Annotated in this window: 12 protein-coding genes; 11 read left to right on the plus strand and 1 reads right to left on the minus strand. The window is 38.2% G+C overall.

The genetic code is table 11. The features are described from left to right. The first annotated feature begins 14 nt into the window (after positions 1-14). From isdE to ssuE, 11 genes are all read left to right on the plus strand, one after another. Positions 15-923, plus strand: a complete 909-nt coding sequence (gene isdE, locus AC6BKE_RS11005) for a heme ABC transporter substrate-binding protein IsdE (RefSeq protein ID WP_058844163.1) — start codon at positions 15-17, stop codon at positions 921-923. A gap of 94 nt (positions 924-1017) precedes the next feature. Continuing rightward, positions 1018-1983 carry a FecCD family ABC transporter permease gene (locus tag AC6BKE_RS11010; RefSeq protein ID WP_101966418.1) on the plus strand — a complete coding sequence of 322 codons (966 nt, stop codon included), beginning with the start codon at positions 1018-1020 and terminating at the stop codon, positions 1981-1983. A gap of 6 nt (positions 1984-1989) precedes the next feature. Further along, on the plus strand, positions 1990-2760 hold the full coding sequence (locus AC6BKE_RS11015; protein WP_499856829.1) for an ABC transporter ATP-binding protein: 771 nt from the start codon (positions 1990-1992) through the stop codon (positions 2758-2760). Between the two features lie 12 nt (positions 2761-2772). Continuing rightward, a complete protein-coding gene (gene srtB, locus AC6BKE_RS11020) occupies positions 2773-3555 on the plus strand; it encodes a class B sortase (RefSeq protein WP_036126477.1) in 783 nt (260 codons plus the stop codon). Positions 3556-3966: 411 nt separating this feature from the next. Next, the gene (locus AC6BKE_RS11025; RefSeq protein WP_036126475.1) at positions 3967-4494 is read left to right on the plus strand and encodes a YceI family protein; all 528 of its coding nucleotides are present in this window, start codon (positions 3967-3969) and stop codon (positions 4492-4494) included. A gap of 185 nt (positions 4495-4679) precedes the next feature. Next, the gene (locus AC6BKE_RS11030) at positions 4680-5621 is read left to right on the plus strand and encodes an NAD-dependent epimerase/dehydratase family protein (protein WP_036126473.1); all 942 of its coding nucleotides are present in this window, start codon (positions 4680-4682) and stop codon (positions 5619-5621) included. A 105-nt stretch (positions 5622-5726) separates the two neighbouring features. Next, positions 5727-7004, plus strand: a complete 1278-nt coding sequence (locus AC6BKE_RS11035) for an AAA family ATPase (protein ID WP_499856830.1) — start codon at positions 5727-5729, stop codon at positions 7002-7004. Continuing rightward, entirely contained in the window at positions 7001-7576 is a 576-nt protein-coding gene (locus AC6BKE_RS11040) for an RloB family protein (RefSeq protein WP_036126467.1), read from the plus strand. Before AC6BKE_RS11035 ends, AC6BKE_RS11040 begins: the two co-directional genes overlap by 4 nt. A gap of 127 nt (positions 7577-7703) precedes the next feature. Beyond that, positions 7704-9785: a catalase gene (locus tag AC6BKE_RS11045; RefSeq protein ID WP_170829776.1), complete on the plus strand. Its 2082-nt coding sequence runs from the start codon at positions 7704-7706 to the stop codon at positions 9783-9785. A gap of 505 nt (positions 9786-10290) precedes the next feature. Next, entirely contained in the window at positions 10291-11631 is a 1341-nt protein-coding gene (gene lpdA / locus AC6BKE_RS11050) for a dihydrolipoyl dehydrogenase (RefSeq protein ID WP_499856831.1), read from the plus strand. A gap of 165 nt (positions 11632-11796) precedes the next feature. Continuing rightward, complete coding sequence (ssuE, locus tag AC6BKE_RS11055; RefSeq protein ID WP_271912449.1) at positions 11797-12330, plus strand: NADPH-dependent FMN reductase; 534 nt, start codon at positions 11797-11799, stop codon at positions 12328-12330. Between the two features lie 44 nt (positions 12331-12374). On the opposite strand, the gene AC6BKE_RS11060 is transcribed toward ssuE, so the two are convergent. Beyond that, positions 12375-12530 (minus strand): hypothetical protein, encoded by a 156-nt coding sequence (locus tag AC6BKE_RS11060; RefSeq protein WP_186436192.1) that lies wholly within the window; start codon positions 12528-12530, stop codon positions 12375-12377. Positions 12531-12705: the final 175 nt, after the last annotated feature.

A 12705-nucleotide genomic window follows, 5' to 3' on the forward strand; every position in this document is an offset into this window, starting at 1 on the left:
TAGGAGATGACATAATGAAAAAGGATTGGAAAATTGGGATACTGTTAATGACATTACTATCACTGCTTCTTGCTGCTTGTAGTGGCAGTGACAAACCAGCAACAAAGGATAAAACAGTTGCAGTAAGTGAACAAGTAGCTGAAGAGAGTGAGCAACGAATCATTGCTGGAACAGTTGTAGTGGCAGATATTCTAGATAAGTTGGAGCTTGACGCAATCGCAGTACCGGAAACGGAAAAGCAATTAGCCAAACGTTTTGAGGATTTGCCGACCATTGGTAATGCAATGGAGCCTGATATGGAAATTGTGAAATCATTGAATCCGACAGAAGTATTATCGGTATCGACTTTAGAGTACGATTTACAGGATAAGTTTAAACAGTTGAATATTCCTGTAGACTTTTTAAATTTACAAAGTGTTGATGCGATGTTAACGGAAATCACAACACTTGGTGAACGCTATGATCGTGTAGCACAAGCTGAGGAATTAGTGCAGGATTTACAGAAAAATATGGAAGCTGTTCAAGGTGTTGCTGCGAATAAAGAGGGGCCTCGTGTCTTAATTTTACTTGGTATTCCAGGAAGCTATTTAGTCGCAACTGAAAACTCTTATGCAGGGGATCTTGTTAAACGAGCAGGAGGAATCAATGTCATGGAAGGGCAAGATGCTGAGTATTTATCTTCAAATACGGAGCATTTACATAGCAGTAATCCTGATATTATTTTACGCTTATCACATGGTATGCCTGATGAGGTTGTGAAAATGTTTGATGAGGAATTTAAAACAAATGATATTTGGAAACATTTCGATGCAGTGAAAAACGGTAAAGTGTATGATTTAGAGGAAGAATTATTCGGGACGACAGCCTCCTTACAGGTACCTCAAGCTTTAGGACAACTGATGGAAATCTTCTATCGTAAATAGTAACTAGAATTGTCGCTCGTATGATGTATTACTACTCGTCATAGAGCGTTTTTCTTATCCTGAGAGAATATAAATATAAAAAAGGAAATCCAATATGACAAAAAGAATCGTCAGTTTTTTTATTGTAACTGTTTTATTACTAGTGACAATCGTTTATTCAGCTACAACAGGTAGTATAAAAATGGGCTTTTTCGAGTTTATAGGGGCATTATTTGAGGAAGGGAATAGCCAAATGGAGGCTATACGAGATTTAAGGTTTCCACGTATCATTGTGGCATTATTTGCAGGTGCAGCACTTTCAGTCTCTGGGGTGCTTTTACAATCCGTGATGCGTAATCCTTTGGCTGATGCTGGTGTCATTGGGATATCTTCTGGTGCAGCATTTGTACAGCTCTCTATCATTGCCTTTTTCCCCGCATTATTTTTTATGACACCTGTCTTAGCATTTATGGGTGGTGCATTGGCTTGTTCACTCGTATTTGCACTTTCGTGGAAATCCGGCTTGAGTCCACTTAAATTGATCTTAGTGGGGATTGCCATTAACGCCATGTTTACAGGATTAACAGAGGCACTTATTAGCTTAGGTGGTTCCTTGAATACGTCAGCTTCCAGTGTAATCGGTTCTAATTTAACGATGCGTACATGGAAAGATGTCTCTACGATTGTGACCTATGGGACAATCGGATTAATTGGCGCATTTGCATTATATAGTTGGTGTAATTTGCTTGTATTACAAGATAAAACAGTCAAAAGTTTAGGGTTTCAAGTAGCACGGGCACGCTTACTGATTGCCGCTGTCGCTGTTCTATTAGCGGCTGTTTCAGTTGTTGTGGCTGGAGTTATTTCGTTTGTGGGGCTATTAGTACCTCATATTGCACGCAGATTGGTTGGGCATGACCATCTTGTGCTTATTCCTTTTACAGCACTTGCTGGTGCCTTATTAATTTTAGTAGCAGACACGATTGGCCGGACAATTATTGCACCTATTGAAATTCCAGCCTCTACCATTATGGCAATCATAGGTGGTCCATTCTTAATATTCTTATTACGAAAAGAGTGACGAAACATGGATATACAAGACATCATTGTATCGCATGATAATACACGTAACCATTTAAATGGTGTTTCAACAACGATTGTCCAAGGGAAAATTACGACAATCATTGGCCCAAATGGCTGTGGGAAATCTACATTATTAAGTGTTATCTCTCGCCTTCATTCACCTAAATCAGGGACTGTCTCGTTAGAAAATAGAGATTTACTGCACTATAAGCCGAAAGAATTTGCTAAAAAACTGGCCATTGTGTATCAACAAAATGACATACCGAGAGATTTAACGATTGAAAAACTAGTTGGGTTTGGTCGTTTGCCACACCAAACAATGCTAAAAAAGAATCACGATGAGGACTCAAAAGCCATTGAATGGGCACTTGCCTGTACAAATTTACAGCATAAAGCTACAACAAATTTAGAGGCGTTATCAGGTGGAGAGCGGCAGCGAGTGTGGATTGCTATGGCATTAGCACAACAGTCAGAAATATTATGTTTAGATGAGCCTACAACCTATTTGGATATATACTATCAAATAGAATTGCTAGAGCTGGTGAAAACATTAAACGAGCAGCATGGTTTAACGATTATCATGGTACTACATGATATTAATCAAGCCATTCGCTATAGCGACCATATTATTTTGATGAAGGAAGGTCAAATATTTGCAGAGGGTGCGCCACGTGATGTGATTACGAAAGATATGATTAAAGAAGTGTATGGAGTGGATGCAATCTTTAATGAAGATAAACAGCTTGGCTATTATATGATGCCAATGGGAATATAAGAAGGTAATCCAATGAAAAAGAAAGTATCCAAGTTGCTAACACTGCTATATTTAGGCATATTTTTATTTTCTGTTTTTTCACTTGCAAAGTATCTATATACGTATTACGAAACGTCAAAATCATTAAAAGAAGTACAGGATATTTATCAGGCCACATTAGCAGCTAATGAAGAACAGCCAGCAGAACAAATCGAGGAGACAGAAACGACAAATGATGTATCAGCATTCACTATACGACCACAGTTCCTTGATTTATTGGCGATTAATCCTCAAATTATTGGGTGGATTTCAGTAGACGGAACAAAGCTGAATAATCCAATTTTACAAGCTGACAATAATGACTATTATTTAAATCATAACTTTAAAAATAAGGAGAGTCGTGCAGGCAGTGTTTTTATGGATTATCGAAATCAAATACTAGACATGAACAAAAATACGATTTTATATGGTCATGCCATGAAGAACGAGACGATGTTCGGTAGTTTAAAAAATTACTTAAAGCAAGACTATGCAGATGAGCATCCCATCCTATATCTTGATACCTTATATGAGGGCTATGATATTGAGGTTTTTGCTGCATATGAGACGACGATTGATTTCTATTATATTGAGACCGACTTTGCCAACAATGAAGCTTACCAAAACTTTATAGAGGAGATACAACAGCGATCTTCTATTCAGATGAATGTCGATCTAAGTCCAGACGATAAAATTCTGACGTTATCTACTTGTAAGGATGCGGTTTTAAGTGACGACCATCGCTTTGTCGTGCAAGGCAAGTTAGTTAAGCGTTGAGGGGAAGAAATGTAAAGGGTGAACCTTTAAGCTTGTTGGCAAGAATAGCTCCAACCTTGATTTTTCACAGCGAGTTGGAGCTTGCCTTCATCTCATTGTCACCTCTTCATATTTAAACCTTCATAAAAGCTTATATCAGTAGACAGAATGATCTCTACTGTCTGAAAGGATGTACCGATAATTTGGATATCCTTTTTTATTTTTAAAATTACTTGACGTAACTTTATTATTAATATATAGTAAGTTACATAAAGTAATTGATTGCTTTTCGTAATCATAATGTTTAACCAATCGAGTAACTACAAATGTTTATCCAATTCTGTTTTGGGTAACATAAATACTGTAGTTGCTTCATATTTTAAAATATATCTCGAAATCGAGATATAATCAACTTATTTGGAGGAATTTATAATGGCAAAATGGAACATTGATTTAGGACACTCAGCAGTAAACTTTCAAGTAAAACACATGATGGTATCAAAAGTTAAAGGCGTATTTGATAGCTATTCAGCTGATATTGAAGCGACAGACCTTGCAGACTTAACAACTGCTAACATTAACTTTACAATTGATCCAGCGAGTATTAATACACGTAGTGAAGATCGTGATAATCATTTAAAAGCAGAAGATTTCTTTGATGCTGAAAAATATCCAACAATTACATTTAAATCGACAAACATTGCTAAAAAAGCAGGAGATGAATATGCAGTAACTGGTGATTTAACAATTAAAGGCGTGACAAAGTCCGTAACGTTTGATACAGAATTCAATGGAAAAGGTACAAATCCATGGGGACAAGAAGTATATGGTTTTGAAGCTGAAACAACAATCAATCGTGAAGACTTTGGCCTAACTTGGAACGCAGCGTTAGAAACGGGTGGGGTTCTTGTTGGAAAAGATATTAAAGTAACTGTTGAATTAGAAATAAACCCAGCTTAAAAATAGATGATAGAGCATGCTTGAAGTAATTTTCAAGCATGCTTTTTATATAGAAAAATATAGACGTTTTTTAGTTAATCATTCTAGTAATGCTATTCTGTTAGAAATTACCATCAAATAAGTTTCTTGCATATTTTTAGTAATTACTGCATATAAATCATCATATTGTTTTTGGGGGCGATAGGATGAATGTATTAGTGACAGGTGGCTATGGTTTTATTGGCAGTGCCGTAGGTAGGCGTTTTTTCGAAGAAGGTGCAACAATTTATATTATTGATAATTTAAGTACGGGTCATTTACGAAATGTTGACTTTGAGCATAAATCCTATCTTTTAAATGTAGAGGATGAGGTTTGTGAGCATCTTTTTAAAGAAATACATTTTGATGTAGTCATCCATTGTGCGGCACAAACGAGCGTACAACAATCCATCCAAGAGCCAGTAAAGGATATTTTGACAAATATCGTTGGGCTAAGCCAAATGCTTTTTTTAGCTTCTAAGTATAATGTACAGCATTTTGTTTTTGCTTCGTCAGCATCGGTGTATGGAGATAGTCATTATCCGCCATTAGAAGAAACAGATGTCTGTGAACCGATATCTATGTATGGACTCAATAAGAGCATTGGGGAAACCTACTGTGAGAAATGGCATAAAGATTATCGTTTACCTATTCTCATCTACAGATTTGCTAATGTTTTTGGTCCAAGGCAACAAATGCAGGGCGAAGCAGCAGTGATCCCAAGTATGCTAAAAAGCAGTATGGCAGGCAAACCTTTTACGATTTATGGTGACGGTGAACAAACACGAGATTTCATTTATGTCGATGATATTGCAGATGCTATTTACGCTGGTGTATCTGCCCGTTTGCAAGGCACGTATAATGTATCCACAAATGAAGCTTGGTCTATTCACCAAGTCATCTTACTGCTGCAACATTTAAATCACCCACTTGAAATTCAATATGCCCCTGCACGTGAAGGAGATATCGAACATTCATTTTTAAATAACGACAAATTAGCCAAGGCCATTGGTTGGAGGCCAAAAACTTCTTTTGCAGAAGGAATCGAACGTACATTGCATGCATTACAAAATGAAAAACTAGCAGAAATTCAACAAAATAGTGGCTAAAGGGCATTTAAATTATGTAGGCATATTACATCGTGTAATATGTCTTTTTCTATGTCTATAGTATAATAATTCATTAAAGAAATGGTTGTGGACGGAGGCTTATTGATGCTTGTAGATTTTAGAGTGAAAAATTGTTTAAGTTATAAAGATGATACGTTATTTTCAATGGTAGCGGGCAGCCGTCTGCGAAAATGGAAGGATACTCATACCATTCAATTTGATTCACTTCGACTTGTGAAAAGTGCATTTATTTTTGGACCAAATGGTAGTGGGAAATCCAATCTTTTTACGGCTATTAAAGTATTACGTACTTTGCTTTTTAATTTTGAAAATTTAAATAATGTTAAGCAGTTACGTTTACCCTATCAACCGTTTAAGTTAGGAAGACAGCAGGGCACACCAACAGAGTTTATGATATCGCTTTTTTTAGATGGTGCTCTTTATGATTATGAAATACAGTACAATGCTTCTCAAGTTCTCTATGAGCGTCTTGTGAAGACGAACAAGTTGCAAAAAGAAGAGCTGTTTGTCAGACAATGGGATGGTACACAATATTCATATGAAACAGCTCAAACGAGTGCACAGGAGCTGACAAAATATACACGTAACAATACGGCTTTTTTGTCTGTCTTGCATGTTTTTAATGATTCAGATGCTTTAAAGATATTCGATTGGTTTTTACATAAAATTCTATTTCTTGATGAAGCAAATCGGTTATCAAGTCATCCTCTAATTCGTAAACTTGAAGAGAAGCCCTTTAAAAAAGAAGTGATCAAACTCCTTAAAATTGCAGACCTATCCATTCAAGATGTCACGGCCAGACGTGTGGAACGTCGAGAGAAAAATACAATTGGTTATGAGTATGAATCGTCTGAGGTGATTCAAGAAGTAGATATTGACCTACATTACTTATCATTTGATGAAGCTGGTGCACCGATAGGAACGGAAACGATTAATTGGACAATGGATTCGAAAGGCACAGTACGAATGCTACATTTAGCATGCGTGATGGTGGATGCTTATAATAAAGGAAAAACGATTTTTATAGACGAATTCGATACGGCATTCCATGTGTCGATTTGTGAGTTTTTAATGGCCATTATGAACAGCAAACGCAATCGAAATAATCAATTTATCGTGACAAGTCATGAAATAGAATTGCTAGATCAGCCATTGCGTTTAGATCAAATTTGGTTTGTTAATAAAAGCTTTAAAAATGAATCAGAGCTTTACTCTTTATTTGATTTTGCAGATTTACAAAAGAAACGTGGAGATCTTTCTTATGCGAAACGCTATATAAAAGGTGAGTTTGGTGCAATGCCTGTTATCAATGAGTATTTATCTGAACAATATTTAGAAGAAGCGGAGGTATCTGAGCCTTGAGAGTACGTCAACAAGGGAGCCGAACACTGCGTAAAACGATTTTAATTTATTGTGAAGGTGAGACAGAACGTATTTATTTTGAACAAATGCGTATATTAAAGCGCTCTAAAATGGTTAGTGTCAAAATAAAAAACGTTAAACGTTCAGCTATTAAGCTTGCTCAACATGCTTATCGAGATTCCAGCTATCAATATTTTGATGAGGTTTGGATTGTTTTTGATAAGGATGACTTAACCGAAAAGCAATTAGAGGAAGTCAATCAATTTTGCGAGGAAAAAAATATTCGCATTGCCTATACCAATGAAGCATTTGAATTGTGGCTACTCCTGCATTTTGAGGAAGTCGACAGTTCAGAAAAATATCCTCGTGCTGTTTTGAATGACAAGATGGAACAGCATCTTGGCGTAAGTCGTTATTTCCGTCACAAGGCAGATGAATCCATTATTGCCCCCATCGCATTACGACATGAGGTAGCGATTAAAAATTGTACAGACATGATGGCTCTTCGAAAGACGGAGAGCCGCGACAACCCTTACTGTAACATACATGAAATGATACGATACATATTTTAAGCGTGAGTAGGTTTTCTATTTCCAAATAGAGACCTGCTTTTTTATTTTTACACAATGCATTGTCGAAATGAAAGCATGTTTATTTTTCCAAAACATATAGTGTATATGGAGCGAAAGTAGTAAATAGATGAAAGGGGATTGTGTGGATAACTCAAAGTCGAATCAACGCAAAAATCTAGAGGAGAATGCCAAGGATCAGCAACTAGAGCCATTCCGTGTCGAGAATGAAGGCACGAGAATGACAACCAATCAGGGGCTAAGGGTGTCCAATGATGAGGATTCGCTTAAGGCAGGCGTTCGTGGGCCAACAATTATGGAGGATTTTCATCTTAGAGAAAAAATTACCCATTTTGATCATGAACGTATTCCAGAGCGCGTCGTACATGCCAGAGGTTTTGCAGCACATGGCGAGTTTGAATTGTATGAATCCATGGCAGAGTATACGAAGGCGAAATTTTTGCAGGATCCGAAAAAGAAAACACCTGTGTTTGTCAGGTTTTCAACAGTGGTAGGGAGCTTAGGATCGATGGACACAGCTCGTGATGTACGCGGATTTGCAACGAAATTTTATACGGATGAAGGAAATTATGATTTAGTCGGTAATAATATTCCTGTCTTTTTTATTCAGGATGCCATTAAGTTTCCCGATTTAATTCATGCCGTAAAGCCTGAGCCACACAATGATATGCCACAAGCAGCCTCTGCACACGATACCTTTTGGGATTTTGTAGCCAATAATCAGGAAATTGCGCATATGGTGATGTGGGTGATGTCTGACCGTGCCATTCCGCGAAGCTTTCGTATGATGGAAGGTTTCGGCGTGCATACATTCCGCTTCGTCAATGACAAGGGAAGATCGAGATTTGTCAAATTCCATTGGAAGCCTGTACTCGGTGTACATTCTCTTGTTTGGGATGAAGCCCAGATAATTGCTGGGAAGGACCCCGATTTTCAGCGACGGGATTTATGGGAAGCCATCGAAATTGGCGATTATCCAGAGTTTGAGTTAGCTGTCCAAATTCTTGAACCTGAAGATGAATTTAAATTTGATTTTGATATTTTAGATGCGACAAAGCTTTGGCCAGAGGAAATAGTACCAGTGAAGAAGATTGGCAAAATGACCTTAAATCGTAATGTGGATAATGTTTTTGCTGAAACAGAGCAAGTTGCCTTCCACCCAGGTAGCGTTGTACCAGGCATAGACTTTACGAATGATCCTCTGTTACAGGGACGATTATTTTCATACTTAGACACACAGTTAATCCGTCTAGGTGGACCAAACTTTGCAGAAATCCCCATTAATCGACCGATTTGCCCAGTGCATAACAATCAGCGGAATGGCTTTAGTCGACAGACCATTAATTTAGGAAGAGTGAGTTATCATAAAAATTCGCTGGCTAATAATACACCCGCCACTTCTACTGCAAGGGAAGGGGGATATGTTCATTATGAGGAAAAGGTTGAGGGACGCATCACAAGAGCGCGCAGTAAATCCTTTGATGATCATTTTTCACAAGCACGACTCTTTTGGAACAGTATGTCCCCGCCTGAAAAACAACATATTATAGAGGCATTTAGCTTCGAGGTAGGAAAAGTGAAGAGTAAATCAGTTCGGCAGCAAGTTGTGGATATGTTTGTCCATGTAGATAAAGCAATGGCTACAACAGTGGCAGACAATGTTGGCGTTAATCGCCCTACAGGAGAGCAGTCCAAGGTCACAGCCTCCTCACCAGCACTTAGTCAAGCCAATACCATTAAATTGCCTTATACACTTAAGGTCGGAGTCTTAATTGGCGATGGCTTTGATGCAAATGAGGTCGGTGAAGTATTGAAATATTTAACAAGGCAAGGTGTACGCTACAGCATTATCTCCGATCGACTAGGTGTTGTGACAGGGAATAATGGGGTTCAATTAACGGCTACTGACACATTTATCACAACTGATGCTGTATTATTCGACTCGTTATATGTTGTTGGGGTAAAGGCAAGCAATCAGGCGAAATTCAATACTTATATCGTCAATTATATCAATGAAGCATATCGTCACTTTAAGCCGATCGGATTTGCTGCTACTGGCACAACTTTCTTCAATATGTCCAATGCAAACGTAGGCCCTGGCATTGTGTTAGCAACAGGTAACAAGGATTTCGCTAAAAAGTTCGTAGCAGCCATTGCCCAGCAACGATTTTGGCAACGAAATATCTATTAAATAGATCGGTGAGTAGTGAATACTTTCAGAACGAAGAGAAATACTCGCGGAACGAAGAGAAATACTCGCGGAACGAAGAGAAATACTCGCGGAACGGAGAGAAATACTCGCGGAACGGAGAGAAATACTCGCGGAACGAAGAGAAATACTCGCGGAACGGAGAGAAATACTCGCGGAACGAAGAGAAATACTCGCGGAACGGAGAGAAATACTCGCGGAACGGAGAGAAATACTCGCGGAACGAAGAGAAATACTCGCGGAACGGAAAGAAATACTCGCGGAACGAAGAGAAATACTCACGGAACGAGAAGTGAAATACTCGCGGAACGGAGTGAAAACTCACGGAACGAAGAGAAATACTCGCGGAACGAGAAGTGAAATACTCGCAAAAGGTAAGTAAATATTGTGCATGTCAAAAGGCCTTTCATTGAATGAGAGGCTTTTCCTCTGTCTGTCATTGCATTCAAATTTTGCGAATGATATGGTGATACATGAGGTGAAAATTATGGAAAAATTTGATATTGCTATCATTGGAGCGGGACCAGGTGGTTATGTGGCTGCCATACATGCAGCGAAACATGGCAAAAAGGTTGCTCTCATCGAACGGGATAAGCTAGGGGGAGCCTGTTATAATGTTGGCTGCATTCCTTCAAAAATTTTATTAGAGCATAGTAAGCTTGTACAGGAAATTAAACGAGGGACGAGCTGGGGAATTGCAGTGCCTCAAGTGGAAATTCATTTTCCTCGATTGATGCAGCGAAAAGATACAATTATTCAAGAGCTGTTAAACAATATTGAGCACTATATTGTCAGCAATCAGATTACTTTATATCGTGGTGAGGCCTCTGTCGCAAAGGATTTAACGATTACAATTGGGAATGAGACGATAATGGCTACAGATATTATTTTAGCGACAGGCAGTAAACCATTTGTCCCCCCATTTGAGGGTTTAGCAACTTCGACCTATTTTACAACGGATACATTTTTTGATATAGACGAGTTACCAGCTCAATTAACCATTATTGGGGGTGGGGTAATTGCAGTTGAAATGGCCTTTAGTTTAGCGCCACTTGGTACAAAGGTAACGTTACTGAATCATAGTGAGGACATATTACAAACGGAAGAGGCTGAAGCAAGACCGCTGATTCGAGAAAAAATGAAAAAACTTAATATCGAGCTTGTGACAGATTTCAAGTTTGAAAAGTTTGAAGGCAATAGCATCCATACATCTAAAGGTGCTTATACATATGAAAATCTCTTATTTGCAACTGGTCGTCGTCCCAATACAGAAATCGCTCAGCAATTAGGCTTAACTTTAGATGGTCGATTAATTGCAGTGGATGAACATTTACAGACAAGTCAGCCACATGTTTATGCCATAGGTGACTTAGTAGATGGTTATCAGCTAGCGCATTCTGCCAGTGCTGAAGGCATTTACGTTGTCGATTATATTGTGGGCAAACAGCCAACATCAATTGACCAAACTTCAATTCCTCGTTGCGTTTATACACATCCGGAAATTGCTACATTTGGTTTATTAGAGGAGCAGGTCACAATACCTTACACCGTAACCAAAATGCCACTACAGACAAATCCTAAGGCATTAATGGAGGGGAATACAGAAGGCTTTGTGAAGTTAATTACAGCAGAGGAAAGTGGTCAAATTTTAGGTGCATGTGTTGTAGCCGATGGTGCCACAGAAATGCTTAATGCTATATTGGCAACAAAAAATGCAGGTGGTACAGCCCAATCACTTGCGCAGATGATCTTCCCACATCCAACGGTGTCGGAGCATATTGGAGATGCCGCAAAGGCTGTTTTTGGAAAAGCAATTCACCAATCATAAAAAAGCTATTGACATTCAGAGAATTTATGTTAGATTAATTTTATAAGAATACTTGGTATTAGAGTTGACTAGGCAACTAGAGGCTTCTATTTTACAAAACGGTAATCCGCCTGATTGTAAAATAGAAGCCTTTTTTAATGACAATGATTAAAAGGAGTGGGAAAAATGACAAAAGCAGTTATTTTGAATGGGAGCAATTCGAAAAATTCTAGAGTTACAGCCATTCATGAAAAGGTGGAAAATCATTTTATTGCGCGAGGAATAGAGGTACATTCCAATTATGTACATGAACTACCAGCTACCGATTTACTCACTGCCAATTTTGCCAGTAAGGAAATCCAAGCAGAAAATGCGCATGTTGAGGAAGCTGATTTTATTGTCATACTAACCCCTATTTATAAAGCTTCCTATACAGGTATTTTGAAGACCTACTTGGATTTACTGCCTCAAAAAGCCTTGCTTGGGAAGATCGTACTTCCTATTGCTGTAGGAGGTTCAATCGGTCATTTATTGGCATTAGAATATGCATTAAAGCCAGTTTTAGCTGTGCTTGGAGCAACATCAATTACCCATTCTGTTTATATTGTGGATAAACAAATTATTCGCCTTGAGGAAGGTGGCTTTGCGATTGAAGAAGAGGCTAGCAGCAGATTGGAAGCGGTGTTAGAACAATTACAGAAAGTGTTAATCGTTAATTAACGTGGTAAAAGCGCATTATAGGGGCATCCTATAATGCGCTTTCTTTAATTGATTTCAACATTTTCTTCATTCTCCATAGGTATTGTAGAGAGATATAAAAAAGCTTCATCTTGCAATAGCAATAATTTTTCTTCACAAATTCCGTGTGATAATGGTCCAGAAAATATGGACTCCCACCATGTCCCAGTTGTTGTTGTCATTCATCTACGCCCCCATTTCAGTTTTAATATGTAGTTGTATATTTCCCGAGATAAAAAAACTAAAACATTTCATTTTCACATAAAGCCATTTCACCCCCGATGCAGAAAGAGGATTTTTGCCCTTCGATGTTGTATCGTATAGACAATGATAGTTTGTTTCAAAATGAAAAAACTA

It is taken from the genome of Lysinibacillus sp. COL-1, from assembly GCF_059814265.1.

Excerpts from the sequence above, each read along its gene's own strand:
- isdE (WP_058844163.1), top strand. The coding sequence starts at position 15 with ATGAAAAAGGATTGGAAAATTGGGATACTGTTAATGACATTACTATCA.
- AC6BKE_RS11010 (WP_101966418.1), top strand. The coding sequence starts at position 1,018 with ATGACAAAAAGAATCGTCAGTTTTTTTATTGTAACTGTTTTATTACTA.
- AC6BKE_RS11015 (WP_499856829.1), top strand. The coding sequence starts at position 1,990 with ATGGATATACAAGACATCATTGTATCGCATGATAATACACGTAACCAT.
- srtB (WP_036126477.1), top strand. The coding sequence starts at position 2,773 with ATGAAAAAGAAAGTATCCAAGTTGCTAACACTGCTATATTTAGGCATA.
- AC6BKE_RS11025 (WP_036126475.1), top strand. The coding sequence starts at position 3,967 with ATGGCAAAATGGAACATTGATTTAGGACACTCAGCAGTAAACTTTCAA.
- AC6BKE_RS11030 (WP_036126473.1), top strand. The coding sequence starts at position 4,680 with ATGAATGTATTAGTGACAGGTGGCTATGGTTTTATTGGCAGTGCCGTA.
- AC6BKE_RS11035 (WP_499856830.1), top strand. The coding sequence starts at position 5,727 with ATGCTTGTAGATTTTAGAGTGAAAAATTGTTTAAGTTATAAAGATGAT.
- AC6BKE_RS11045 (WP_170829776.1), top strand. The coding sequence starts at position 7,704 with ATGAAAGGGGATTGTGTGGATAACTCAAAGTCGAATCAACGCAAAAAT.
- lpdA (WP_499856831.1), top strand. The coding sequence starts at position 10,291 with ATGGAAAAATTTGATATTGCTATCATTGGAGCGGGACCAGGTGGTTAT.
- ssuE (WP_271912449.1), top strand. The coding sequence starts at position 11,797 with ATGACAAAAGCAGTTATTTTGAATGGGAGCAATTCGAAAAATTCTAGA.
- AC6BKE_RS11060 (WP_186436192.1), bottom strand. The coding sequence starts at position 12,530 with ATGACAACAACAACTGGGACATGGTGGGAGTCCATATTTTCTGGACCA.